The following is a 25936-nucleotide window of genomic DNA, read 5'->3' on the forward strand; positions in this document are numbered from 1 at the left end:
ACACATTAATTCCGGCCAATACCAGGTATTTCACAGCATTCGGAGACGGATGTCGCGCGAGACGATACAGTAATAGCGACTAAAGGCCCCCTACCAGCTACAGAAGATAGATCGGCTCATGACCCAATCACCTTTCGGCGGCACACAGTCCCCCTTCGCACCCCCTGCACCCACCGGCCCCGAAGCCGGCACGACGGCGCTGGCCATTACGTCCGCTCCCGTTGCCCGCCTGGTGCCAAGCCTGGTCATGGGGGTTATCAGCGTTGTGCTCTCCGTCTTTTTGTTCCTCTCCTCCACTACGGCCACGGACTCGTCCTACCTGCCACTGACGCTGGTTGCCTGGGTGCTCGCCGGCGTGCTGGGCATCGGCGCACTCGGCATGTACTTCAAAGGTGACGCCGACGCCCGCGCGAGCGGCATGTTCGTCTCCGTCGGGTGGAAAGAAGCGCTGTACTGGGCCACCATCGTGGTGCTTGGCTTGGGTGTGCTGCTCTCCGCCATCCACGCTGGCCTGTACGTGGGCAAGAACTTCTAGGAGAGCGGGAGTAAAACTATGCAGATCAACCGCATCCTGGCCGCCTCGGCCACCGCAGCCCTGGTGGCGGGCACGAGCATACTCGGCGCCGCCGCGCAGGCCCCAGCGCAGGAGAGCTCGCTACCGCAGCTCGGCTCCTGCCTGGCGCAGAAGAACACCCTCGACATCGTGCTGCTCATGGACGAATCCGGCAGCCTGGAGTACGAGGCCAAAGACGGCCAAGTGGACAAGAACAAGCCGGGCACCGACGTTGAGGGCAACCGCGTGGACGCCGCGCAAAGCTTTATCGACGAGCTGGTCACTCGCCAGGAAGACACCGGCGTGGACGTGAACGTGCGCATCGCCGGCTTCGGCCAGGACTACAAGTCCGGCGCCACCCTGCCCGGCGAGTACGGCGAGTGGATCAACCTGGACGGTGGCAGTGCCTCCAAGGCGAAGGACGAGATCGCCGCGTTCAAAGAACGCACGGGCGAGGACTACACCAACTACACCAACGCCCTGTCCGGTGCGTACCAGGACCTGACCCGCTCCGGCAGCCAGGACCCGTGCCGCATGGTGGTCACATTCACCGACGGCGACCTCACCGCGGCGGACGGCCGCGACGGCGCCGAGGAGGAGCTGTGCCGTCCCGGCGGTGTGACGGACCGCCTCCGCGCCGCCGGAGTGACCAACGTGGGCATTGGCCTTTCCGCGCCCCATCTGCCCAGCGATTTCTCGCTGTTCCGCTCCCTGACCCAGGGTGGCGGCCCGTGCGGCACCGCAGCACCGAACGGTGCGTTCTTCGAAGCCTCCAATGTCGGCGGCCTGTTCGCCGCGTTCCACAGCGCACTTTCCACCGGCAACGCTGTGAGCACGATGTCCAAGGCGGACGACGCATTCAACATCGCTCTCGACGATTCCATCAGCCAGCTACGCTTCGCCGCAATCGAACAGGAGGATCTGGGCGACAACGCGGTGCTCACCCTTACCGCTCCGAGCGGCGAGGAGCTGAAGCTGAGCGAGTCCGGCTCCGCCACCCTCCAGGGCGCTGAGGTGGAGTGGGAAACCATCACCGATCCGGTGCTGAAGACCAACGCGCGCATGACGCTCGCGGACGGCCAGTCCTGGGCCGGCAATTGGGCCCTGAAGTTCGCGGACATCGACCCGAACGCCGCTGGCCAGGACGTGTTTACCGTCGCTGAGCTGCAGCCGGGCCTTGCGGTGCGCGTAGGCGGCGGCGAGGAAGGCACCGTCGAGCGCAACAACGAGCAGGACATTGAGCTGCAGCTTGTCGACGCCTCCGGAAACCCCCGCCCCATGCAAGGCACCGCAAATTCGCGCGTGACCTTCCACCCGGAGAACGGGGAGCCGCAGGTGCTGGAGGAGAACCTGGATCTTTCCTCCGGCTCAGCGGCGATCCCGGCCGCGAAGATTGCGAAGCTGCCGGCGTTCGGCCGCCTCGAGGTGGAAACCGCGGTGACCACGAAGGGTGAGCCGGGCACCAAGCTCACCCCGTTCCTCAACGCCTCTGCCCTGTCGGTGGGCCTGCAGAACCTGCCCAAGATCAACGGCGGCATCGCCTACAACGCGGAAGAGACCACCGTGACCACGGAGGTCCCGGTGAAGGGCCCGGGCAAGGTGTGGCTGCCGGAAGGCTCCACCGTCGCCGCGGAGCAGCTGCCGGACAATATCGGCACCGTGCAGGTGGCCTCGGACCACAACTCCCCGGACAACGCCCTTGAGTTGCAGGCCGGCGAGGAGAAGACCCTGCCGGTGACGCTGTCTATCAACGAGCTGTCAGACGGCCTGGTCAACGGTTCCGTGCCGCTGAGCATCTCTGCCCTGGACGGTGCGGACGAGACGTCGGTGGCGGTGCCGGTAGAGGGGTCCTACACCGTGCCGCTGAGCAAGGGCGGCTTCGCCCTCGGCTTCATCCTGGCGCTGCTCGGCGCGCTGCTGATCCCGCTTGCGATCCTGTACGCGATCCGCTGGATCACCAGCACCATCCCGCGCCAGCGCTTCGGCTACTACCGCATGGTGGTGGACGACCACAACGGCCGCCTCACCTACGACGGCGCACCGCAGCCGAACATCAACATCCTGGACGTCAACTCCAACTCCATCCCGGAGCCGACCCGCTCCTTCAGCGCTGGCGGCCGCCAGTTCAGCGTGCGCAACGGCAACCCCAACCCGCTGGCGGCGTCGCCGGTGGTGGCGGACGTTGCGCCGTCTGTAAGCGGTGGCGACGGCGCCCACATCAAGGGCAAGGCCAAGCTGCCGCTGGCGGTGCAGGGCGAGTGGATGGTCGCAGGCCTCGGCGGCGACCGCTACGAGGTCATCGCGCTGCCGCGCCTGCCCATGAGCGAGGAGGAGAAGACCCTCCTGGAAGGCGAGATCTCCACCGAGATGCTCAGCCGCATTGAAAAGCTGAAGTCGCTGGAACCGGCGGCGCCTGCAGCGTCTGAGCCTGCAGCGCCGGAGCAGCCGCAGGGCTTCGGCCCGAACTTCGGCGGTGGTTCCAATTCCCCGTTCGGTCCCGGTAACACCAATTCCCCCTTCGGGCCTGGCAACAGTCCGTTTAGCGGTAAGTAACTCCCACCACGCAAAGGAAACAATCTGATGTATAAAGTTCTCGTTGTCGGTTGTGGCGGATCTGGCGCAAAGTCGCTGGCCTACATGATGGACCAGATCAAAACTACGCTCGCGGAGAACGCTCCGGTCTGGTTCGAGGGCAACGGCCGCAAACTGCCGGACGCGTGGCAGTTCGTCTCCATCGACGTGCCCACCGAGCCTGAGGATAAGGAGCCGGTACCGAACGTGCCGAATGCAGGCGGGCAGTACATTTCCACCGGTGCTTCCTCCAGCTACTCCTTCGTGGACCGCGCGGTGTCCGTGCAGCTCAGCCGCAACAGGGCCCTGGGGTCCATCGCTACGTGGGTCTCTCCGACCCCGGGAGATATCGAAGTCGGTGTGGACGCCGGTGCGGGCCAGTTTCGCAGCGTGGGTCGCATGCTGATCCTGAACAAGCTCACGGACGTGGAAGACCAGCTCAAGCAGGCGAAGGATCGCCTGTACAGCCCGCGGTCCGCCACCCAGCTGGACGCGATCCGCAGAGAAATGGGCCAGGGCCCTGCGAAAGGCGAGCAGGCGGCAGACCCGATCGTGTTCGTGGTCTCCTCCATGGCCGGCGGCGCTGGCGCGTCGATGGCGCTGGATGTATGCCGTCTGCTGTCCGGCCTGGGCCTGAACAACTACCAGGGCCGTTCCGCACTGTTCATGGTCACCCCTGACGTGTTCAAGACCACGGGTTCTGCGGATTCCTTCGGGGGCACGAGCCCGAACGCGCTGGCCATGTTCGGCGAGCTGGCGGCGAGCCAGTTCGGCACGGGTCTGAAGTCAGACGAGCTGCTGTACGAAGCGTTGGGTTACCAGGGCAATCTAAACGAGACTCTTGTTACCCGCGTGTTCCCAGTGGGTATCTCGGCCGGTGTGAACGCCGTCCCCATCTCTGACGGTGCCGACTCCTCCACGGTGTACCGCGCGCTCGGCCGCGGCCTGGCCGCCCTGACCACGGATACCAAGATGATGGGTAACTTCGTCTCCTATCAACTCACCAACTCTGGCAGCCTGCCCTACGACCGGGACTTCTACGGCTGGGGTCTGAGCGAGGACCGCTCCAATACTGCGCCGTGGGGCACCTTCGGCTACGGACGTCTTGCCATGGGCCGCGACCGCTATGGCGAGTACGCCGCGCAGCGCCTCGCTTCCTCCGCCGTGAACACTCTGAAGAGCGGTTTCAAGTTCGAAGGCAGCGCCGATTCCGACGACGATCAGTTGGACCAGCGCCTGGAAAAGTCCTGGAAGAACATCCAGCGCCGCCTGGCCAACACGCTGCCGCTGCCGGCGGACGAGCACCAGACCGCAGCCAACGCCACGGAGACAGACCACACGTGGGCGTCAAACCGCTTCAGCGACACTGCCGTGGCGTGGGCACAGAGCCGCGTGGACATGATGAAGAGCAAGAACATTGTCCCGGCTCCGGAAAGCCGCAAGGGCGCGGAGTGGGCAAACGACGTGGAGTCCAGCTTGTCCACCGCGTACCGCAACCGCCAGCTGGTGGCAGATGACGTGCAGGGTGTCACCAACGGCAGCGGCCCGCTCTACCGCGCCGTGTACCAATGGGCTGGTGCGGATGAGCTGCAGCGCGAGGTGCTCGAGGTGCTCTCGGAGGAGATCGGCCGCTACGGTGTGGCGTTCGGCTCCAAGCTGCTCAAGACCATCCGCCAGCACGTCTCCGACGCTGCTGCCCGCCTGCGTCAGACCCAGCCGGCTGAGGGGCTGTTCCTGGACGGCCAGCTCGGCGCGGAGATCCGCGGCCAGCGCGGCAAGATCGTCGGCGACGGCTACCGGGACCGCATCTACGGCAGCGTGCGCGAACAGCTCTGGTCAATCGCGATGGGCAACATGGCGCGCCTGGCCGGTAACGTGCTGGAGGATTTCGCCCGCTATTTCCTGGTGGACTTCGACAAGGAGATTCAGGCGGCTCACAGCAACCTCAACCACGATTTGAGCGTGGACAACGACCCGGACGTGGGCGTAGCACAAATGAAAACAAACGTGCCGCGCATGTGGCCGAGCGAAGGGGTCGACGTGGTGCCGGACCGCTTCAGCAACGCGGCCAACGAGGTCATGATCACGGAGCCGAAGCACTACCCCGGCCAGTTCGAGGAAGACGTGATCCAATCCGTGATCACGGACGAGAACCGTCAGCTGCGTTTCGACGAAGCACTGGTGGAAGCCGCCCGCCAGATTGTGGCCGGCGACTGGCGCTCCGAAGCGGACGCCGACGACGCCCCGCGTGACCTGCTCACCCTGGTACAGCCGTGGGTGCCGCGCGCACTGACATCCGTGCCGGACTCTGCAGACCTGCGCAATGAGACCAACGGCAAGGTAGAGCTGAAGATCCGCTCGGAGCACGTGCTGGACCGCTCCCGCAAGTTCGTGGGCCGCGCCGGTTTCTCCTTCTCCCGCTTCATTGAAACTTCGCTGCGCTCCTACATCCTGGACGCGCCGGACGAGCCGACCCGCGCGGCCCGCCGCGAGGATATCGCCGGCAAGTTCGCCCAGGCGATGACGAAGGCGCTGCCGCTGGCACAGATCAACTCCAGCTTGCTGCACGCACTGTATCCAGACGACTCGAACGCGAAATACAAGTTCAACTTCTCCACCGTGCCGTTCGCGGGCGATAGCGCGATGGCGGACCGCCTGGCGCGCGTGGAGCGCGACTACCCCAACGCGTACTCCAACCCGAAAAACCCGCTGGGCGGCGCATTGGAAACCAACGGTGAGCAGCGCGAGATTAGCATTTACGGGGCTTACCCGAACTACCTGCCGGTGGTGTTCGATTCGATTCTGCCGTCCGCGGCGCGTCAGTGGGACAAGCTGACCCTGCCGAATGCGCGCACGAATTTCTGGCAGTTGCGCCGCGCACGCCCGATCAACGCGGCGATCCCGCTGACTAATGAGGAACGCCAGGCCATGATCAACGGCTGGTACGTGGGCCGCCTGATCGGCACCACCATCTTCCCGGGCGACAAGAACCGCGCAACCGGCCAGGATAGCATCCACGTGTTCGACCCGGTGACGCAGAGCTGGGAGGATTTCGATACTCCGCTGCTCACTCCGCCGTCGAAGATGCGCACGAACTACGACTGGCTCCCGGCCATCCTGGAGTCGCTGCCCATGGCGTGGGCGAAGGCGGACGAGTCGCCCGCGCTGTCCTCGCTGAACCCCTACCGCGCGCTGCGCCGCAACTGGGACGCCACCGAAAGCGAGCCTGCGGCTGCCATCAACGCTACGCGCGGCTACGACCTGTTGCGCAAGTGGCTTTTCGACGGCATCCGCATCGGCGGCGAGCAGACCAAGCACACGCTCGTGAAGGGCACTGGGCCCGAGGTTTCGCCGGAGGAACGTCGAGACGCTGCAATTGCGTGGCTGCAGGAGGAAGGCAAGCGCGCCCTGCAGCTGGTACCGACGAAGTGGCTGCCCTCCACCACCCCTCCGGGGGGCCCGCAGCGCGAGCTGGCGGACATCTCCGACCGCAACGTGGCTATGCGTGTGCCGCTTTTGATCGACATCGCGAACGGCGTGCTGAAGATGGCCGAGGACTTGATCGGTGCGGTCCGCGAGGCCTACGAGGCTGGCCCGCCGGAGCAGGACACCGTGTACGGCGAGACCGGTCTGGACTTCCTGGACTCGAAGGACACTGGCGGCTCCAGCTCCGCAAACGGCCAGATCAACGATATTTTCGGCGGCTTCTAAAAGGCAGGCGGGTACACCATGGATTTTCCGATTTTTGCGGCGCGCGGCACGAACGCTCGCATGGCACGCCAAGCGCTCGAAGACCTGGCCGCGCTGAACCTGTTGCGCGACTTCATCTGGATCGACGTTGACGTTCTGAGCGGCTCCGACCCGAAGGCCACGGTGGTGCGCTGCGGTGAAGCACCGCAGCAGATGCGCCTTGAGCAGGCGGTTGGTGCGCGAGAGGGCGCTGCGGTGCAGCTGCATGGCATCAACATCATTGGCGAAAGCGAACAGTCTGGCCTGCTCACTAGCAGGAACGTCAACGAGGTCACCGAGCGACTGCACGCGGTCAACGCGGCTCCCACAGGCACCGCCAATAACCTCATGTTCACGGAGGTCAACGCGTCGTTCGACGAGGAGTCGCTGCCAACCTTCAACGGCTACCGCAACCTGCTGGTGGCGCCGGAGGATTCGAAGTCCCCGGACTCGGGCGCGACGATCTTCCATGCGGACGATTCCACGAACGCTGGCCCATCCTTTTCCCTGTGGGTGGCAACCTCCATTGCCAGCCTGGCGGGCCTGTGGGTCGGCTTCGACGCCGCCCCGGCAGCGCAGCTGGAGCCAAACTCGTCTGCGCGCCTGGTGCGCTGCTACACCCAGCGCGTGTCCGGCGAAAAGTTCCAGCAGGAGCTGCAAAACGCCATCTTCGATCTGTCCACCACTCCCCTGCCGCAGGTGGTGGTGAATAAGACTCCGGTGAACGTCTCCCGCGACGCGGAGCGAGGCACGCTGCCGCAGCGCGCGGCACAGGAGTTCATTGAAACCCACGCTCGCGACCACCTGGTGACCAAGCCGCGCGAGACCATGGTCCAGCGCAACGAGCGCCAGACCCGCGGTCAGGCGCTGGGCAATGCGTTCGGCCAGTGGGCAAAGAACCTGTTTGGCAGGATGGGCGAGTTCTGGTCCGAGCTGGGCTCCGACCTTGCCGCCTCTGCAGATGCCGCGGTGCAGTCCAGCATTTACGGCAACGATTCGAGCGTGACCGTGGGTCGCGTCGACGTAGCCCAGGACCAGGGCAAGCGGGCTGTCACCGTGGTGCACAAGTCCGACGATGAACTGACCGCCGGTCTGCGCCCGCTGTGGAGCGATTACGCCGGCATCGCCTCCGGGCTGGTGGACGCGAAGCCGTACCGCGCCAGCGGTGAGCGCCCCAACGCGATGCAGAAGCAGGATGGGCTCACAATCGTGCAGTCTCCCAGCGATTCCATCCCGGGCCCGAGCGAGAGATTCGGCCCGCAGGAGACGCTCAAGGTGCGTCAAGTGCTGGGCAGCGAGAACGTCGCTCCCTACGACATTGAGCGTCAGCGCGAGGTCTACCGCGACTTGAACGCCAAGGCCGCGGACCCGGAGTTCATGACTGCGAAGGCGAACTTCGAGCGCTGGCAGCGCAAGCACCAGCACTCGTTTGCTGCGAACGTCGGCGCTGGTTTGCGCGGCCTGTACGACGAGCAGCAGACCATTCTCAACCAGAAGCAGGCGGAGCTCCAACACCTAAAAGCGCAGGAGCACAAGGCGAGCCAGATGTCCCCGTGGCACGGCATTTTGCGCTGGTTGGGCTGGGTGACGTTCTGGTCGCTGGCCGTGTTCCTCATTGCCTGGTGGATCGGCAACTCCGGTGACGCTGCGCCGCGTTGGCAGTGGGTGGAAAACCTCAACAACGCTTCCGGCAAGACTTACGGCTGGATGTTCGGCATCTGGTTTGCCCTGTGGCTGATCGTCTACATGCTGCAGATCCTGGTTTCCACGCTGCATTCCATCCGCTCGCAGAAGCTGCGGATGGACCAGCAAAAAAAGATCGAGAATGCAGAGCGCGCCGTTGCGGAGGCGCAGGTTGCGCTGCGGTGCATCGAGGTTGCGTACCCGCAGTTCATCAAGGTCTCTGACCTCTACGGTGCGCTGCTAGAGAAGCCGTTCGGCGATATCTCCAACGTGGCCACCCAGACGCTGCAGCCCACCAACGCGCTGCCTGAAGCGATCAACCTGGGCGAGGTTGAGGTGGACAAGCAGGACATCGACCACACCGCGTCCGTGTACCGCCGCCGCTTCTTCGACGAAGGCTGGCTCACCGAGCAACTGCGCACCACCCTGGAGCAGGCAGCGCGCGACATCGCCAACGACCCGGTGAACCCGCTGCAGATCGACCTGGACGACGTGTTGGGCAGCCCGTCGAGCCTGTCGCGCCTGGCATCGCGCGTGTCGGATGAGAGCTTCCTCAACCAGGACCGTTCCACCCGCACCTGGGCGGAGGTCGTGGACGCGTTGCGTAAAGACGACGCGGTGAAGGCCAAGTTGCAGCCGCGCCACAAGCTGCAGTCCCCGGGCTACTTCCGCCAGGACATCCTCACCCCGCTGGGTGTGAACCGGAACCTGCACGACGTGGTGGAAAACACCACCGTGCACGCGGAATCTGCCCGCGGCCAGGATCTGAGCAGCAGCTCTATCACCCTGCACGCCGGCAGCCCGGGTGCGTCGCTGGAAGACATCAAGCTCGTCTCCAGCGCCCCCACTGCCGCGCAGTCGACGGCCTCTAACGCGGAGGAAAAGCTGTCTGACTTCTACGAGGGCGGTGATTTCTAATGAACAAAAAAGAGCTTTACCAGATCTTTCTTGACTGGACTACGGACGCCCGCACCCGCTTCCCGGACCGTCCGGTGCCGGAGCCGATCCAGCTCGCCCAGTACGTGACCAACCCGGACCTGGACACCGACTCCAACTACCCGGGTCTGGTTGAGTGGGCGTCGGTGCTGCGCCACATCCGCTCCCTGTACGAGGCGGGCGAGCTGCGCCCGGGCCAAGCGTTTACCGAAGCGCACTTCGACGCCTCCACCAAGCCCGCTCCCGCCGCGGAGAAGGAGCCGAAGAAGCCGCTCAGCGACGCGATGAAGCTGCGCCGCAAGTCCAAGCCGACGCGCCGCACCGAACCGGAGCAGGAGCCGAAGCCAGAACCGGAGCGGCCGGAGGTGCGTCGCCAAGCAGCACGCTCCTTCACCGCAGACCAGCTGGTGGAGATTGATCCCTGGAGCATCGACAGCGAGGAGCCGTGCGGCGAAATCCGCGTCGCCCAGGACGGTGAGCAGCTGAACGTGCAGTGGTCCATGCCACGCGGCGGCGCGCGCATCTACCGCATATACAGCTCGGAGACGCCGTGGCCGGACATTCTGGACCCGGATGCGCTGCGTGAGATCACCACGGGCACCTCGTTCGTGGATGACGAGCCGCTATACACCGCAGCCCGCTTCTACCAGGTGTGGGTGCACACGGGCGCGACAGAGGAGGAGGCGAAGCAGACCCAGCCGCGGCTGCTGGGCCAGACCTACTTCATTGAGCCGGTGGAGATTAAAAACCCAGTCTACGATGGCGCCCACATCTCTGCACAGTGGTCCGGGCTGGATGGCACAGAAAAGGTGGAGGTGTACCGCTCCATCAAGCCGCGCGGCAAGCTCGATGTCTCCGCGAATGTGGTGAATCAGGAGGGCAACCGTTCCGGTGTGCGCTTCGTGCCGCAGGAGCGCGGTTACACCTACCGCATCGCTGCGAAGCGCTTTGTGCTTGTTGACGGCAACCTGGTCGGCTCTGCCCTGTCCGAAGAAGCTACCGTGGAAGTCGGCGCGGAGCTCGAGGATATTTTTGCCACGACGGAGCAGACCTCCCCGCGCACGGTGCACGTGAGCTGGCCGGCGCCGCTTTCCGGGACGGTGCGTATTTACCGCACCGAGTCCCGCATCGAGGACGGCGCGGACAAGCAGCGCACCCTGGACCTGGAGCTTCTAGACCAGTACGGCCTGCCGGAGCAGGCGTGGGTGAACAGCACCAGCACCGATAAAAACGAGTTTGATGTGACGTGGCCGGATGACTGGTACACGATGCACATCACTGCGGTGAGTGTGGTCGGTGGCCACGCCCGCATCGGCAACTCGGTGCCGTTTACCCGCGTGGGTGAGATTGAGAACCCGCGCCTGCTGGAGCGTGTGGACGAGCAGGTGCTCAGCTTCGGCTGGCCCAAGCACGCCAGCTCGGTGCACGTGTTCATCGGCGAGCCCAACGGCGCGCACGAGACGGAGTACCAGCCCACCGCAAGCAAGACGGTGATCTCGGCCGAGGACTTTAAGAAGACAGGCAACCTGCCGTTAAACCTGCATCGCACGCAGACGCAGGCCGGGGCGGCGTCGCTCGCCCTGTACCCGCAGCGGATGCAAGAGGGCAAGGCGATCGTCGGTGATCCCGCAGTGGTGGATTACCCCGGGTTGGAGAAATACTCCTATGACCTGGCTCTGGACAGAGGCGAGATTTTCCTGCAGATTCATTCGCACCAGCCACACGACGCGTTCCAAGAGAACAACCCGCACTTCGTGCTCGTGCACTGTTCCGGCCGCCTGCCGCTTTCCCAGTCCGACGGCCAGTTTGTGTCGCTGACTATGCGGATGGATCCGAACCAGCCAGTTGGTGCGTCGGAGGGCGAGACGAGTATCTCGCCGCGTTTCGACGAAAACGGCAATTCCCAGTGGTACAAGCTGGATCCTTCCCTCTGGCAGCGTTTCACGTTCCATGAGGACTTCATCCGCCTGTTCCTGCAGCAGGAACACCGTCCGGAGCACATGCCGCGTCGCGCTCTGCTGGACCCGCACCCGAGGAAGTTGTCCCTGGTGGAGTTCCTCCCGCAAAACCAGCCGCAGCCTGCTCCAACCCCGGCCCCGCAGCCGGAGCCGGAGAAGAAGAGCCTGTTCAAGAGGATGTTTGGGAAGTGATGGGGGTATGACCGACAACCGTTGGGCGCACCTGACGTACTCGTCCTTCCAGGCGGCTTCGGGTGGCGGCTGGCAGGTGGGCGATGCGCAGCATGCGTCCCAGAAGGACCGCGAGATGGCGAAGCAGCACGCGGTTACTCGTCTTGTTACGCCCCAGGAAATTGACGTCTTTCTTTCCGCGCAGGAGATCAACAACCTGCCGCGCCGCTGCGACTATGTGCTTGATAGTGGCTGCGGTGTGTTCGTGCAGGCGATGCCTTCCGGCCGTGATGCCACGAAGCGCCCGGGCAACGTGTTTTCGCACGTGGTCATCGACCACTCCCCCGCCGAACCGGCCGAGGCGCACCCGATTCAGTGGTACCGCTCGGACGACCTGCTGCAGCCGTTTGGCCACCGGGCGGTGAATGATTCGTCGTTGCCCGCGGGGCTGGCGGAGCCGAAGCCGAACCAGTACGGAGAGCTGTTTGTCGCCTGGATGATGGTGCGCGGCATGAGCGGCGGCGAGGACGACCGCGACAAGCTTGACGTGCTGCTGCGGGTCCAGGATCTGTTGTCCGCACCGCCACGTTTGGCAATTTTGCTTGTGGACGTCACGGATGACGCCGCCCGGTGGATCGCCGCCCTGTCGTCCACCATGTCGCGCGAGCAGGCTGCCACGTCGCTGCAGTTTTCCACCTATTTGCGCGCCGCCGAGCTTGAGGCGTTTCCCATCGGCGAGGTGTGCACGGTGGTGGCGATGCCGAAGGACCAGCGCGCCGAAGTCCCCGCCCAGTTCGCGGGGTGCGTGGTGGACCCGGCCGAGCCGACCGCGGAAGGCCCCCAGTCGTGGTGGGCGGTACGCACCGCACAGCTCATCGAGGAAGGCACAGATGAACAGGAGCTCGGCGGGCTGATCAGCCCGGAGTTGGACCTGCCGCTGCCCAGCGAACAGGCCGCCGCGCCGTTCGCAGATGAGGTCGCGGGGATCTTGCGCCAGTCCACCGACCTCCAGGCGGACCTGCGTCGTATCGACGCGCAGGCGATCACCAACGAAGCCAGCGCAGGCGATTTACAGGTCGTGGAGCGCTACACCCTGCAAGCCAACGGGCTTCCCAACCGCGCGTTTGCAGATACGTTGCGGCAGGGCTGGGCTCCGCGCCACCCAGAGTTGCAGCGCCAGTGCTTCGAGGCACGTGTGCACCAGAACATGTTCTCCTACCTTCTGGTGCTGAACGACCCGTCCGGGTTTCCCAAACTCCTGAACCGCAGAGCACCCGCAATGCCGACCGCAGACATCCTGGACACTGACTACTTCCACGAGATGTTTGCGGATGCGGCGGTGTTGCAGAAGGCGTCGAGACGCGTGCTCGATCTAATGATGCACGTGCGCTGCGTAGCGCCGAAGAGCTTGCTGTCGGTGCTGGAGGCGCTGCTCACCCTCGAGGAGGAGGCCGGATGCACGCCCTTAGAAGCGCGGGTGCCGGCCGATTTTGCCACCGATGAGGTTGCTCAGTCACGCATCCGCTCGTTGTCCGGCTGGCCGCAAGAATTCCCGCGGGCGCAGCGCGTTTTCAACGTGCTTGGCCGCCCCACTCAGCCCCTGCCCGACTACCCCCACAACCAGCAAAGGAATATTTAAGTCATGAGCCAACAGATCAGCCTGGCACCTGGCGAGGGCCATGACCTCGCCAAAGACGGCCTGGACCTACAGGTGCAGCTGCAGTTTCGCCCCGATTGCGCATGGGACCTGGACCCGGCAAAGAAACCGACGGGTGCCAAGATGCGCGTTTTCCAGGGCACGGTGCTTGTCCGCGACGTGAGCGACACCACCGAGATCAGCGTTGCGCCCAAGGGCCAGGAGCGGTTCCCCTCCGGCGCGTTGGTGTACGCCACGGTGGTTTCGAAGGACACCGGCAAGCGCATCACTCTGCCGCCGCTGGCGGTTGGTGAGCAGCCGAATGCTGCGGTGCTGCGGTTGCAGCCCGAAGGGGCGTCCGTACGCATCATCGCCCCAGAGGCGACCGGCAGTGAGCACCTTGACGGCGCATCTTCGACGGTGCATTCGGTGACCAAGTCGCTGCAGAAGTCCGCCGTCCCGACCGCGCAGGAGGAAGGCCCGCGCAAGGTGGTGGTGGTTGTGGACCACTCCGCGTCCTTCCAGCGCAACCTCACCGAGCAGCAGCGCGACGCCATCGCGCAGGTGGTGGCCGGGCTGTTCAGCAGCTCGCAGTTTGAAACGCGCATCGTGGGCACCTCTGCAGGCAGCCAGGCGAAGAACTTCACCAGCGCCTCGGACTTCAAGGCCGCGCTTGAGGACGCCGCCCAGCTCGCCGAGGTGGACTGGACCCGCAGCACTGACCAGCTGATTTCCGACGGCCTCGCAGCCGCCAACGCCGTGCTGGTCGTCTCCGACGACCTGCCCGGCCAGCTGGCGCAGCTTCCACGCCCGATGCACATCCTGGCCACGCGCGAGCCGGCCGGCCCGCTGCCGGACAACGTCACCTACACCGAGTTCAACGACGCATTCGTGAGCGAGGTGCTGCGTGGCGACGGCACGCAGCTGCGCAAAGCCACCGAGTCCATGTACAACGCACTGACGGCGCGCAGCTAGGAGAAGACGATGACGCAACCGAATTACCCCATGATTCCCACGAAGTGCCCGTACAGCTTCCGGCAGATGGACCCGGACCAGCAGCACTCGGAGTTCGCCCCGCCCGGCGCCGAGCTGCCCGCCGGCTGGCAGAATTCCGGCGTGATCACGTTCGCCCTCGCTGGCGCGCGCACGTCCGGCAAGAGCATCTACATCGCCATGGCGATCAAGCTCCTGGAGCAGCTGACCATCAACTTCGGTGGCACGTTCGACCCGGCGGACGAGTTCACCGAGAACTCCTTCCGCGAGAACTACGAAGTGCCCCTGTTCGGCAGCGACGAGTCCCGCCCGCGCGTGCTCAGCCCCACCGCCCCGATTGATAACCCGGACGCCTACCAGCGTCGCCCGCTGATCTACCGCCTGGGCCGCCCGAAGCGCTTTAACCAGCCCAACCCGCAGCAAATTTTCGTGGTGTTCCGCGACATCGCCGGCGAGGACCTGGAGGCCCGCGACATCCGCGCCAAGTCCGAACACCTGGACTTTTTGCAGCACGCGGACTCGGTGATCTACCTGTACGACCCGCTGGCGGTGTCCCAGATTCGTTCGCTGGTGGAGGGGTTGGTACCCACCGATTCGCGTTCGGAAGCCTCGCCTGCCGACGTGCTGAAGAACGTCATCGAAGTCCTCGGCCCTGCCCGTCCGGACATCTCTTTGACACTGGCGAAGTTCGACATCCTGCAGGAGATCGACCGCCTGGAAACCGGCGGGTTTGCCGCCACCGGCTCCGGTTCCACCTCCTGGCCTGAGGTGATGAACAACTTGGGCGCAGCGTTCCGGCGTGCCGGCTCGGGCGCGTCCCGCCCCTTCGACCGCGCTGATTCCGAGCTCGTGCACGAAGAGACCCGCTCGATGCTGCACAGCCTGGGCGCCCAGGAGATGTTCAACGCGCTGGAGCAGCCGCTCGGCCCGCCGCACAATTACCACTGCCACGTGGTGTCGTCGCTAGGTGCGCCGCCTTCTGGCGATTCCATCAGCGACTACGGCATCGCCCCGTTCCGCGTACTCGACCCGATGCGCCGGGTATTCAACAACTACGGCTTGTTCTAGGAAGATTAAGGACTGAAATCATGGCTTCACCTTTTGTTGACCCGCAGCAGCAGGTCTCCCAGGATCACGTCCAGCGCGAGCAGGAGGCGCTGGCTGAGCGCGAGCGCCGGGCGAAGAAGCGCCGCACCGCGATCATCACCGGCATTGTGACCATCATCCTGGCTATCGCCGCGGTGGTCGCCGGCATGATCTGGCTGTGGACCAGCGCCCCGTGGAACACCGTGCCGGACATCCCGGAGGGCACCACGGCCCCCGAGACGACGGTGGCCACCAGCATCGTGGACGAGACCACCACCGTGGACGCCCCGGCGGAGGGCGAGCCGGCCGTTTAGGCGGAGGCGGTTTCGCTCGCCCCGTCACCCAGGAAGTGACGCAGCCAGCTCACGATTCCAAAGGTCCACGGGCTGGTCTGCCCCTCTGGAGTGAGCCAAATCGACTCCTCGACCGCCTTACTCTGCGCTGCCGAAACCTCGCGGACATACTCGGGCGACGTATTAAAGCCGTACACCAGAACGATGTAGCCCGGTACCGCATAAGCGGAGTAATAATCGGCTATATCGCCCGCCTCCGTGTGCGCCACTGTCCCAAACTCGTGCTCGCTCACAGCTATGCCGGTAAAAGGCGTTTCACTGCCAGGGTTCATCACCACTCCCTTGCAGGCATGACCTAACCCGCTGAGGTACGAACCAATTGGGTTACTGGACCCCGCCTCTGGTGACGCTAATATGCCTATTGAGAGCATGCCGTCCAGTTCGGGCATAACAAGACTCTCCGAGTCGGTTATCCGACTAACTCGTTGAGCAAAAGCTTCCGTCGACACGTGAGTGCCAACGGCGATTCGATCCTCACAAGTCGGATCTGCAGCAATCCCTTCGGTGCCCGGCACGATGCGAAATTCGCCGCTTTCAAGCTCCCACGGTGTATATGGAGGATTACCATATTCCACAAGGGAATTGTCCCCGCTCAAGATTGCTCGCTCGAGTGGCCCGCCCTGCTCCAAATCCTCCTTGCCGAAAATGACGGCTGAATTCAGCACACAGGCCGCTATAGCTATAGCGAGAACCGCTCGAATGTAAGCGTTCCACTTTCTCATTTTTGCGCCCCCTGTCCCTTGGCGGAGGCAAGGTCAATAGTGCTTACTCGTTTCCCCTGAGCATTTCGAACGATTACCCGGCCCGCGACGCTGTCGAGGTCCGGGCCCTCCGATTTACCCAGTCGGAATGATTCTCCTCGTAGCTCTAGTGTGGTGCCAGCTAGGCCATCATTGCGTAGTTGTTGTACGAGAGATTCACGGCCCGCAACGAAGTCTTCCAGTTCATTGGCGGTATCGTGGTTCTCTCTCATTGCAGCGCCGCTCGCGTATAGGAGTACTGCGGCAATTGCCGTGAAGTAGAACCCATCAAGCGCAAGCCCAATCCAAAGCACCAAACTAATTAAGAACGCCAGAATAGATATTGCGATGCCGCGAGTAGAAAGATTCCACGCCACTAAGGCTTGCACGAACCAAACCCCCACGGCCGCGATTGCGGGGGCAAGTGGACTGCTGAAGTTTTCGGTGCGCCAAAGGTCTACCAGCAATCCCAGAGGGAAAAACGTCAACAAATAGAGTAAAGGGCCGGCCTCTGCGGGAGCTAATGCCTGAGCTCGAACTGCAACTGTGCGTTCTCCCAGACCTTGATCGAAAATCGCATCCCGGATGACGTCTTCATCACGTCCCAAGTCGTCAACACGACCTCTTAGTCCTGCCAAGTCAGTGCTGGTGAGATCGACTGCTTCCAGCATTTCGACCCCATCAAAAGCACGCCAAAAGTCGCGCTTCTGTAAGCCGTCAAGGATCCGCGCGTGCGCTTCGGCTGCGTCTCTGCTTGCGGTCTGATAATAATCAAGGACTGTGCCACCCAAAGAAGTAGAGGGAGCACCGTTGGTTTTCGCTACTTCGAGTATGTTGCGTGCCTTTGACAGGTCCTTGTTATTAATTGCGTCGAGCGCCGGACTGTAATAATCCTGGTCTGCTCGATCGAATTCCAACGCACGCATGCCACGTCCGACGGTTTCACGCAACGACCTCATCTCGGGCCTGTCCGCCCCAATGTTTTCCGCCGCTTGAAGACTTACCTGTGCCGCAGAAAGGTTCTTCTCCTTCAGGTGGCTCCTTGTCTCAGCGACAAGATCCTCGAAACGACGCGTATTTCCAAGGAGAAGTAACACGACATCCTTGGCATAGTCACCATTAGGCTTGCCCACAGCGGCAACAACCCGATCATGCTCGACCAGCGCAGCGCGAAGCTGGCCTTCCTCCAGCAAGGACTCAATCTCCTGGTAGATCTTGTGCTCGCGGTCGGAACCGGCAACGGGGCCCGCAGAAGCCTGGACGCTCGAACCAGTGCCGCCACCCTGCAGCTTCGTCGCCTCGGCGGGATCGAGGCCCGCGTCGACGAAGCCGCGTGCGACCTCGGCTGGAATGTGCTCCTCGCTGGTCATTCGCTCCAGGTGGTAAGCCAGCACGAGGTCGCGAAGCTCCTGGTCAGACTGTGCGGCCGCCGCGACCTTGACCACGGCGTCTTTGTTGCGCTGGTCGTTGCGGGAGTCGTAGAACGCGATGGCGCGCTCCGCGTCCGCCAGGGTGACGGGGGTGCGGCCGGTCACCGCAGCGTCGTAGGCCGAGTACTCGGCGCCGTCCTGCCACGCCTTGGGCTGCAACAGGGCGACGAGGTTGGGCGCGGTTGCAGCGTCGATCAGACGGGTGACGTCGCTGCGCACTTCCCCCACCACGCGGATGCCGCTACCGGCGAGCTCGTTCGCCACCTGGTCCAGCTCCGCGTCGCTGAGGCGGTAGCGCGTCAGGCGTTTGCGCAGCTCAGCGTCCGTGATCGCGCCACGGGCACCCGCGTGCGCCACGATTGCCTCCACGATCCCGGCGTTGCGCTGCTTCGCCTGCTCCGCCTGCAGCGGCAGGTACCAGCCCCAAAAGGACAGGTTGGAGGGGTTGAGCTGCATCGCCTCGCGGTCCAAGCGCTCGAGGCCTGCGCGGATGGCGTCGAAAGACTGGCGGTTGCGGCGCTTGGCCAGCACGTTCGTCACCTCGCGGACGCGCTCGCCCGCCTCGCCGGAGTTGGCAGGCATTGCGGTGATTTGGAGCAGGTCGTCCAGGTGGGCCTCGACGAGCAATCGCTCCAGCTCGCCACCCTGGGCGCGCTGGATGGCATCCCACGTCCGCGCGATGTCGGGGCGGGAGGCGTAGCTGGCAATTCGGCTTTGGTCGAAGGGGGCCAGCGACATTCCCTAGTCCCCGCGCATCATGAGGCCAACCTGCTGCTTCGCTGCGGCGACCTCTTCCTTGTCCAGGGCGGAAACCTGCGCCTCGAGGCGGAAGAACTGGTTGGACTTCGGCTCGTGGCCCTGCAGGGTGACAATGCCGTCCGCGTCCACGGACATGATCAGGTTCACCTCGGAATGCGCGGGCAAGTGCGGCAGGTTGTCCAGCAGCGCGCCACCCTCGGGCGAGATCTCCTCGTTCGCCTCAAGGTCGCGGGACTCCACCTCGCCCAGCTGCTCGAAGATGCGGAAGCGTAGCGATGTCGTCCCGTCCTGCACCGTCCTCGCCTGCGTGGTGCCCTCGGCAGGCAAAGACTCGCCCGCGTGCAGAATGTGGCCGACGTACTCTTCCTGGCGCTTCGGGTCGAAGAACAGCACGCCGACAGACTTCGGCAGCACATTGGTGATGGTCTGGGTGGTGGCAGCGCCGCCCGCGCTGCCGCCGAGCACGAAGTGCTTCGAGCTCGGCTCCGGGGCGGCGTCGGTGCTTTCAGTACCCTCCTCGTTGTCCACGGCGAAATCCATCTCACCCTGGCCGTAGATCGCTGCACCCTTGGCCACGGCAAGGTCGTATTCGGTGGGCGTGAGCTCCCAGCCGTAGCGCTCCTCCAGCGCCGCCGGGATCATCGGCATCTTCGAGGAACCGCCGACCAGCAGGTACTTCTCAATCTCCAGGTTCGGGCGCTTCTCTCGGGCCTTCTCCAGAGTGCGGTCCACGATGCGCAGGGTCTGCTCCACCTTGTCGCGGGTGCGTTCCTCGAACTCCTCGCGGGTGACCTCGATCATGGCGGAGGCCTCGTTGCGGTAGGAGCAGCGGATCTTCGCCTTCTTCTTGCGTGACAGGGAAATCTTCGCCTGCTCCACGTTGGAAAGCAGGTCTTGGTAAAACTCGTCGTCGAAGGTGGGGTCCTCGGTCAGGCCGGTCTCCAACATAAACTTCGCCGCCACCATGTTTAAAAGCTCCGCGTCCCAGTCCGCGCCGCCGAGCCTGCGGTCGCCGTCCGTGGCTAGGACTTCCACACCGTTTTCGTTGAGTTCCATGACAGTGCAGTCCATGGTGCCACCGCCTAAGTCGTAGACGAAGATGGTCTGGTGCTCGCCCGGCTCGAAGCCTGCGGACAAGGCTGCGGCCACCGGCTCAGCAATGATGCCACGAACGTCCAGGCCTGCAATCTCGCCTGCGTCTTTGGTGGCCTGCTTCTGCACAGTGCCGAAGTACGCTGGGACGGTGATGACAACCGCGTTGGTGTCCTCGTCCTCCATCTCCTGCGCCACCTCAACCAGCTGGCGCAAGATTAGCGCGGAGATGGATTCCGGGGTGTAGTCGTTGCCGTGGAAGTTCAGGGTGATGCGGTCGCCCATGTTGCGCTTGATCAAAGAGACCGTGTCGTCCGGGTACAGCTTCTGGCCGTTTTTGGCCTCCTGGCCCACGACGAAGCTGCTGTCGTCCTCGAAGTAGACCACAGACGGCGTGGTGGGCTGGCCGTCCTCGTTTTCAATGACCTGCGCTACGCCGTACTCGTCCACGTGGGCGACAGCCGAGTAGGTGGTGCCCAGATCGATGCCAAAGACTTTCTTATTGTCAGCCATGCTCTTCCTTCCCCTTGGCTAAACCAACCACTAAACGTACTTGTGCACCACGACACGAGCGGGAAACGCTGCCCGCTTCGCGTTGGCGTAGATGTAGCCGGGGCTGACTTCGCGGACCACTTTGCCGTCCAACGCTTCGTCGTCAGTTTCCTCAACACCCACGCTGTTGTGCACTTTCTTGTCAAAGTCCGTGCCCGGATCGGCCTCGACGGGCTCGTAGCCGAAGGCCTCGATCGCATCCACGAGCAACTCGCCTGCGTGTTCGAGCTCCGGGGTTTGCGGCAGGTCGTTGAGAAACGCCTGCAATGCTAAAAGACGCTTCACGCCCGGGTTTAGCAGCAACGCCACCTGGTCCCGGCGCGCCTCTTGCAAATCCCCGTGCAGCTGGGCGCGCTCCGCCTGCTGGGTTTCCACCTGGGCGCTCAGCGCGCCGAGGCCTTCCATGACGTCTTGCATGAGGCGCTTGGGCACCATCATGGCTTGCAGGGCGTCCAGAGACTCGCGAAGTTCACGCAGCTCGGTGCTGGTGTTCTCGGGTGCGGCCGGTGCTGTCGGCTCAGGGGGTGCTGGTTGGGCCGGGGCTTCGTCTGCGACGTGTGTGTCCGCGATATTGTCCCACTGACGAATGCTCATTGTTTGGTTCTTCCGTAAGTCTGCTTTGTAGTTACTGTGTCAGCTCTTTGGGTTTAGTCGTCAGCAGAGAGTTTTCGCCGCCGACGGACTTCGCTATTGCTTGGATGTTGCCGCCGCCGTCGAAGAGGTACAGGTCGCCCGGTTCCGGGGTGCGGGTGTCGCCAGCGAACTCCACTTTGCCGTTGATGGTGAAGTCGCTGTTCGGGGTGGGCGGCAGCATGATCTGGCCTCGGCCGTCGCCGATGTAGCGCACGATCAACCCGCTCTGCGGGGTCAGGCCCTGGTTGGCAAAGTAGTCGCGGGCACGGAAGATGAACGACTTTCGCTCGGCGTTGGAAGCGGGGTTTCGCCGGCCCTGGAAGCTGTTAATGCGAAACGCGTACACCACGGCGGCGATGCCGGAGAGCCGGAACTCGGAGCCGAACGGTGCGATGGCGATGCCGGAGAGCTGGAAGAACAGTGCGATAAAGACGACGATTGCCGCCACAACGAGTGGCCACTTCTTGCCACGCTTCAGCCCCACACGAGCCACCCAGTACAGCAGCCCCATACCAATCAGGATGACGAGGTAAGTATCTATGAAATCGCCGAAGCCCTTGTCGCGAGTGCTGGACCTGAGGTAATCCACCACGGTGGTTGGCCCCATAATCTTGAGCACGTAGGACCAAAACGGCGGACTATTCACCCCGTTGCTGTCGTCGGCCCGCTCCCCTTCCGGGTCCAGGCCCACGCGGGAGAGTTCCCGGTCGATGTATTGCGGGTTGTGCACCAGCTGCACCATTTTTTGCTGCAGGTCCTGCAACTGCGGTGCATCGTAGGAGAGGTTTGTGGCGTTTTCCAGTTCGCGCTCGGCGGTGGGCAGGTCCCAATTGTTCACGGCCGCTAGACCTTTGTCCACTGCGGTGTTCAGCTGGAACAGTCGATTTCTCATCTCAGGCAAGACCTTTTTACCAAGGTCGCTGACCGGGTTCTGCCAGCCGTCGATAGAGTGCATTCGATCGAAAGCGCCGTACAGCTCGCGCCGCTCCATCATGCGCTCGACCTCGCCGAACGCCTTCTCCTCCAGTCCCAGGTGGGCGGAGGCGCGGCGCTCCGCCTCCTCATCCACGCGCGGGGCTGCGGTGCTGCCGCCGCTGCCGAGGAGCTTGTGGCCTTCTTCCTTGTCTAGGCCGTTGAGCACGAACTGGTCCACCACCGGCTCCGGGAAGGATGTCAGGCGCGCCTGGTTCACTTTGTGCAGGTGGTAGGCCAGGATGACGTCGTGAAGCTGGGCGTCCGTGTCGCACAGGCTGAGCAGCTTGATCGCGGCGTCCTTGTTGGCCTGCTGGTTGCGCGAGTCGTAGAACGAGATCGCGTCTTCCAGCTCCGCGCGCTTGACCGGCGCCTGGCCCTCCGGCTGCGCCTTGAACGCGGAGTAGCCCAGGTCCTCGTTATTCAGCCACGGGCGCGGGCGTACCAGTGCCACGATGTTTTTCGCGTTGGCGTGCTCAATTTTCGCCATCACGTCCGGCGCCGGCGCCCCCACCACGCGCACGTCGTTGTCCCGCAGGGTGGCAATCACGGACTGTTTGCCGGATTCGCTCAACTGCATACCGTCTAGACGTCGGTACAGATCCTGCGCCTCCACCGCGCCAACCGCGCCTGCGGAGGCGATCACCTGAGAGGATACACGTTCAATCTTTTCAGCCTCGTGCGCAGTGAGTCGGTGGAAGTAGCGCTGCCACACGCTAGACATGGTCGGGTTGATGTTGGTGTCCGCCGTGGCAAGCTTTTCCAGTCCGGCGCGCACTGCCTCAGCGTTGCTGCCCAGGCGGGCGTGGCGCAGTTGTTTGGTGGTGGCGTTGCGGAGCTCGTCGAAACGCTGCTGCAACACCTCGCGCCCGGCGGGGACGGTGTCGAATTGGAACAGCTCATGGATTTCGGCATCTACCAGCGCGGAATCCACCGCCGCCTCATCGTCTTGCGCGACGGCTGCAACGACTTTGTTCCATTTTTGCGCCACCGATGAATTGCTGAGGTACTTCTTTAGACCGTTAGGGTCGAAAGTGTCGGCCACCTGCTACTCCCTACGCTGCGACAACCTGGGTAAGACACGGGAATCCTATCACCATATCCACAGGTGTCGCCCATAAACAGCGGGGCTTCTCAACCCGTGACTTAAGGTGGAGGGGAAAGGAGTGAGGCCCATGACCCGCCGGATACAGACTGCTGCGTGGGCGATCGTCGCCGCCGGCATTATCGGGGTAGCGTCCGCCTCCGCGCTCACGCAGTCCCAGGAGGGCGAACTACCCACCGGTGACGATGTCGTCACCGCCGACGTGCGCATTGAGCGCATGCGCTACATCCCCGACCGGATCGAGGTCCCGCGCGGCACCAAGCTGGTGGTCAACCTGGTCAACGACGGCGAGAAAGAACACGACCTGAAAATCGGGGAGGCCAACTCCGGCCGGCTCTCCCCCGGCGAGACCAGCACGGCCTACTTCGGGGAGTTCAACAAGGACACCCGCGGGTGGTGCACCATCGCCGGGCACAAGACGATGGGCATGACCTTTAAGGTCGATGTGATTTGATCACCGCCACCTGGGCCTTCACCGCGCGCGCCATCAGGGGCAGGAACGCCGCCAGCACGCCGAACGCGATAAAGGACAGCACGATGCGGGCATAGGAGTTGCCCACCACCAGCCAGGCCAGAAGCGCCGCGTTGAACAGCCCGGCGCGCAGGTAGGCGGCCCGGTTGAGCTCACGCAGACCCGCCTTCACCGCCGCCGGGCCGCCGCCCATGGTGGTGGGCATGAGGTAGCTCATGGTGCCAATCAGCAGCTGGCCCGCGAACCCGAGCAACAACGGCAGCGTGGGGATCTCCCCTGCCCCGCCGAACATCCGCACCGCGTACCAGGTCAGCCCGCCGATGAGCCAGGTCACCGCGAACAGTGCGGACAGCGCCGGGTAGGTCACGCGCCCGCGGGGATCCTTCATCACCGTCAGCGCGCTGGCCACAAACCCTTGGTAGAGCCACACCCAGCCCGCCAGGATCAGCACGGTGCCCGCGCCCGCCACCACGGGCAGGCGCAGCAGCGAACCGGCCACCGCCACGGCAACACCGATGCCGGCCAGCGCGAGCGCCACGCCGACGCGGTCCTGCCCGCGGGTGCGCCACATCGCCGGGAACAGCACGCTCAGTGCGCCCATCGCCGCGAACCCGACGAAGCCGCCCACGTTGGTGAACATGTGGGCCTGGCGCACCGCACCGTGCCACTGCCCCGGCAGGCCTGCAGACAGCGCCGCGCCGAACAGCGCGCCCACGGGCAGGCAGCACGCGGAGGCGAGGAAACCGATTACCCCGGCATGACGGCGCGGCGCCGAGCGCACCTGTTTAAAGAGCACCGCCGCGTGCCACGCCAGCGCCACCGCGACCACCAGCGCGCCCGCCCACGTCAGCCAGTACCACCGGATCAGCTGCCCGGCCAGCACGGCGACGGTGCCGGCGTTGAGGAGGTAGGTGCGGGAAAGTTGGGCGGGCCGGGAGGCGTCGTCAAGCTTGTGCCCCAAGAAGCGCTCGGTAAGGTTTTGGGACCACAACATGATCGAGTTGGTCAAAATCCCCAGCGTGAAAATGTGGATGAGCAGCCACGACCCGTCCGGGATGAACGGGTGCGCAAGGCCGGCGAGGATGAACACCGCCATCCAGATGCTCACCGGGCGCGAGGCTTTGCGGTGCCACGCGCGGGGGTTCATGTCAGGCATTGACTCCTCCAGACTTCGGGTTGTCGCGGAAACACCACCAGGTGGCCGCAGCAAAACACGCCGCACCCGCGGCCAGCACGCCGATCACACCGTTGTAGGCGTCCGTGTAGTCCACCCCGCGGTCCAGCGCCGCCTGCAGCAGCGACCCCGTCAGCGCCACAGTAACCAGCGTGCCCAGCTCGTAGGACACCTCCTCCACACCCGCGGCCATCCCGGAGCGGTGCATCGGGGCCGAGCCGATGATCGCGATCGAGGAGACACTCATCACCGAGCCCGCGGACAGGCCCAGAAGCACCATGCCTATCGACGTCCATCCGGCCGCCAACGCCACCGCCCCCACTACCGCGCCGAGGAACCCGCCGGCGATCAACGGCAGGAAGCCGACCTTGTGCAGATATGCCCCGCCGAGTGTGGAGGCCGGGATGGCGGACAGGGCCATCACGGCGACGGTGGCGCCGGCGTGAAGGGGCGTGAGCTCGTCGACAAGCTGCAGCTTCTGCGTGGTCATGAGTTCGGCGCCGGCCAGGACGAACATGCCGCCGGCCGCCGCGAGGACGCCGCCGGTGAACAGGCGGGAGCGGAAGATGTCGAAGGTGAGCAGCGGGTCGTCCAGGCGGTTTTGGCGGCGCACGAACAGCCAGGAACCGACGGCGGTGGCGGCGAGTGCCGCGAGGGTGATGGCGGGGCTGTTGGCGGCCTGCTTGATGGCCATGGTCAGGCCAGACAGCGCGACTAGAGCGTAGAACGAGGAGACCACGTCCCACTGTTTGTCTAGGTTGGGCAGGTTTTCCGGTGCGAGCGCGATGGTGAGCACGAGGGCGACGATGACGATGGGCACGTTGATGAGGAAGACGGAGCCGACCCAGAAATGCTGGATCAGCGCGCCGCCGACCACCGGTCCGAGCGCGCCGCCCGCCACCGCCACCGAGCCCCAGATGCCGATGGCGGTGTTGCGCTCGCGCTCGTCCGGAAACGTCAGGCGGATCAGCGCGAGCGTGGCCGGCATCATCACCGCAGCGCCCATGCCGAGCATGCCGCGCGCCAGGATCAGCTCTAAGGGGCCGGGCGCGAACGCCGCGCCCAGCGACGCCAGGCCGAAGATGGCCAGGCCCACGATGAACATCAGGCGGTGGCCCACCCTGTCGCCCAGCGCGCCGGTGCCCAAAAGCAGTCCGGCGAGCACCAGCGGGTAGGCGTTGATGATCCACAGGCCCTGCTCCGGGGAGGCGTCAAGGGAATGCTCCAGCGCCGGCAGCGCGGTGTACAGGATGGAGTTGTCCAGGCCGATCATGAGCAGCCCGAGCGAGACCACCGCGAAAAATCCCCAGCGCTGCGCCTTAGTCATGGGCAGATGGT

The 25936-nt window shown here is 64.3% G+C and carries 17 protein-coding genes; 10 read left to right on the top strand and 7 right to left on the bottom strand.

The genetic code is table 11. From position 1 onward, the window contains the following. Positions 1–118 precede the first annotated feature (118 nt). From ACF3NP_RS09945 to ACF3NP_RS09985, 9 genes are read left to right on the top strand one after another with little or no spacing between them, the layout of a single operon-like run. Positions 119–535 (top strand): hypothetical protein, encoded by a 417-nt coding sequence (locus tag ACF3NP_RS09945; protein WP_181889464.1) that lies wholly within the window; start codon positions 119–121, stop codon positions 533–535. Between the two features lie 18 nt (positions 536–553). Then, a complete protein-coding gene (locus ACF3NP_RS09950; protein ID WP_181889463.1) occupies positions 554–3106 on the top strand; it encodes a vWA domain-containing protein in 2553 nt (850 codons plus the stop codon). Between the two features lie 27 nt (positions 3107–3133). Continuing rightward, positions 3134–6835 carry a tubulin-like doman-containing protein gene (locus ACF3NP_RS09955; protein WP_181889462.1) on the top strand — a complete coding sequence of 1234 codons (3702 nt, stop codon included), beginning with the start codon at positions 3134–3136 and terminating at the stop codon, positions 6833–6835. A gap of 18 nt (positions 6836–6853) precedes the next feature. Continuing rightward, positions 6854–9454: a hypothetical protein gene (locus ACF3NP_RS09960; protein WP_181889461.1), complete on the top strand. Its 2601-nt coding sequence runs from the start codon at positions 6854–6856 to the stop codon at positions 9452–9454. Continuing rightward, positions 9454–11622 carry a hypothetical protein gene (locus ACF3NP_RS09965; protein WP_181889460.1) on the top strand — a complete coding sequence of 723 codons (2169 nt, stop codon included), beginning with the start codon at positions 9454–9456 and terminating at the stop codon, positions 11620–11622. The genes ACF3NP_RS09960 and ACF3NP_RS09965 overlap by 1 nt, the downstream gene beginning before the upstream one ends. A 7-nt stretch (positions 11623–11629) precedes the next feature. Further along, entirely contained in the window at positions 11630–13240 is a 1611-nt protein-coding gene (locus tag ACF3NP_RS09970; protein WP_181889459.1) for a GAP1-N2 domain-containing protein, read from the top strand. Positions 13241–13243: 3 nt separating this feature from the next. Then, a complete protein-coding gene (locus ACF3NP_RS09975; RefSeq protein ID WP_181889458.1) occupies positions 13244–14212 on the top strand; it encodes a hypothetical protein in 969 nt (322 codons plus the stop codon). Positions 14213–14221: 9 nt separating this feature from the next. After that, on the top strand, positions 14222–15298 hold the full coding sequence (locus ACF3NP_RS09980) for a hypothetical protein (RefSeq protein ID WP_181889457.1): 1077 nt from the start codon (positions 14222–14224) through the stop codon (positions 15296–15298). A gap of 20 nt (positions 15299–15318) precedes the next feature. After that, positions 15319–15630 carry a hypothetical protein gene (locus ACF3NP_RS09985; RefSeq protein ID WP_063938663.1) on the top strand — a complete coding sequence of 104 codons (312 nt, stop codon included), beginning with the start codon at positions 15319–15321 and terminating at the stop codon, positions 15628–15630. Here the strand turns inward: ACF3NP_RS09985 and ACF3NP_RS09990 are convergent. From ACF3NP_RS09990 to ACF3NP_RS10010, 5 genes are read right to left on the bottom strand one after another with little or no spacing between them, the layout of a single operon-like run. Continuing rightward, complete coding sequence (locus ACF3NP_RS09990) at positions 15627–16391, bottom strand: hypothetical protein (RefSeq protein WP_392398656.1); 765 nt, start codon at positions 16389–16391, stop codon at positions 15627–15629. The genes ACF3NP_RS09985 and ACF3NP_RS09990 overlap by 4 nt on opposite strands. Next, positions 16388–18577 carry a hypothetical protein gene (locus ACF3NP_RS09995; protein ID WP_181889455.1) on the bottom strand — a complete coding sequence of 730 codons (2190 nt, stop codon included), beginning with the start codon at positions 18575–18577 and terminating at the stop codon, positions 16388–16390. Before ACF3NP_RS09995 ends, ACF3NP_RS09990 begins: the two co-directional genes overlap by 4 nt. Positions 18578–18580: 3 nt before the next feature. Beyond that, complete coding sequence (locus ACF3NP_RS10000) at positions 18581–20203, bottom strand: Hsp70 family protein (RefSeq protein WP_181889454.1); 1623 nt, start codon at positions 20201–20203, stop codon at positions 18581–18583. 30 nt (positions 20204–20233) lie between these two features. Further along, positions 20234–20836, bottom strand: a complete 603-nt coding sequence (gene grpE, locus ACF3NP_RS10005; protein WP_181889453.1) for a nucleotide exchange factor GrpE — start codon at positions 20834–20836, stop codon at positions 20234–20236. A gap of 31 nt (positions 20837–20867) precedes the next feature. Beyond that, positions 20868–22892: a hypothetical protein gene (locus tag ACF3NP_RS10010; protein ID WP_181889452.1), complete on the bottom strand. Its 2025-nt coding sequence runs from the start codon at positions 22890–22892 to the stop codon at positions 20868–20870. Between the two features lie 130 nt (positions 22893–23022). Here ACF3NP_RS10010 and ACF3NP_RS10015 point away from each other — a divergent pair, with 130 nt between their 5' ends. After that, positions 23023–23406 (top strand): cupredoxin domain-containing protein, encoded by a 384-nt coding sequence (locus ACF3NP_RS10015; RefSeq protein WP_181889451.1) that lies wholly within the window; start codon positions 23023–23025, stop codon positions 23404–23406. Here the strand turns inward: ACF3NP_RS10015 and ACF3NP_RS10020 are convergent. Then, on the bottom strand, positions 23387–24580 hold the full coding sequence (locus ACF3NP_RS10020; RefSeq protein ID WP_181889450.1) for a copper oxidase: 1194 nt from the start codon (positions 24578–24580) through the stop codon (positions 23387–23389). The two genes, ACF3NP_RS10015 and ACF3NP_RS10020, sit on opposite strands and share 20 nt — an antisense overlap. Further along, on the bottom strand, positions 24573–25925 hold the full coding sequence (locus tag ACF3NP_RS10025; RefSeq protein WP_181889449.1) for an MFS transporter: 1353 nt from the start codon (positions 25923–25925) through the stop codon (positions 24573–24575). The genes ACF3NP_RS10020 and ACF3NP_RS10025 overlap by 8 nt, the downstream gene beginning before the upstream one ends. Positions 25926–25936 lie beyond the last annotated feature (11 nt).

The organism is Corynebacterium lehmanniae, assembly GCF_043161975.1.
Lineage (GTDB): Bacteria > Actinomycetota > Actinomycetes > Mycobacteriales > Mycobacteriaceae > Corynebacterium > Corynebacterium lehmanniae.

Bases quoted from the DNA above. Each gene is read 5' to 3' on its own strand.
- ACF3NP_RS09995 (WP_181889455.1), bottom strand. From the start codon at position 18,577: ATGTCGCTGGCCCCCTTCGACCAAAGCCGAATTGCCAGCTACGCCTCC.
- ACF3NP_RS09970 (WP_181889459.1), top strand. From the start codon at position 11,630: ATGACCGACAACCGTTGGGCGCACCTGACGTACTCGTCCTTCCAGGCG.
- ACF3NP_RS09955 (WP_181889462.1), top strand. From the start codon at position 3,134: ATGTATAAAGTTCTCGTTGTCGGTTGTGGCGGATCTGGCGCAAAGTCG.
- ACF3NP_RS09975 (WP_181889458.1), top strand. From the start codon at position 13,244: ATGAGCCAACAGATCAGCCTGGCACCTGGCGAGGGCCATGACCTCGCC.
- ACF3NP_RS09980 (WP_181889457.1), top strand. From the start codon at position 14,222: ATGACGCAACCGAATTACCCCATGATTCCCACGAAGTGCCCGTACAGC.
- ACF3NP_RS09945 (WP_181889464.1), top strand. From the start codon at position 119: ATGACCCAATCACCTTTCGGCGGCACACAGTCCCCCTTCGCACCCCCT.
- ACF3NP_RS10015 (WP_181889451.1), top strand. From the start codon at position 23,023: ATGACCCGCCGGATACAGACTGCTGCGTGGGCGATCGTCGCCGCCGGC.
- ACF3NP_RS09985 (WP_063938663.1), top strand. From the start codon at position 15,319: ATGGCTTCACCTTTTGTTGACCCGCAGCAGCAGGTCTCCCAGGATCAC.
- ACF3NP_RS09950 (WP_181889463.1), top strand. From the start codon at position 554: ATGCAGATCAACCGCATCCTGGCCGCCTCGGCCACCGCAGCCCTGGTG.
- ACF3NP_RS10000 (WP_181889454.1), bottom strand. From the start codon at position 20,203: ATGGCTGACAATAAGAAAGTCTTTGGCATCGATCTGGGCACCACCTAC.
- ACF3NP_RS10025 (WP_181889449.1), bottom strand. From the start codon at position 25,925: ATGACTAAGGCGCAGCGCTGGGGATTTTTCGCGGTGGTCTCGCTCGGG.
- ACF3NP_RS09965 (WP_181889460.1), top strand. From the start codon at position 9,454: ATGAACAAAAAAGAGCTTTACCAGATCTTTCTTGACTGGACTACGGAC.
- ACF3NP_RS10020 (WP_181889450.1), bottom strand. From the start codon at position 24,580: ATGCCTGACATGAACCCCCGCGCGTGGCACCGCAAAGCCTCGCGCCCG.
- ACF3NP_RS09960 (WP_181889461.1), top strand. From the start codon at position 6,854: ATGGATTTTCCGATTTTTGCGGCGCGCGGCACGAACGCTCGCATGGCA.
- ACF3NP_RS09990 (WP_392398656.1), bottom strand. From the start codon at position 16,391: ATGAGAAAGTGGAACGCTTACATTCGAGCGGTTCTCGCTATAGCTATA.
- grpE (WP_181889453.1), bottom strand. From the start codon at position 20,836: ATGAGCATTCGTCAGTGGGACAATATCGCGGACACACACGTCGCAGAC.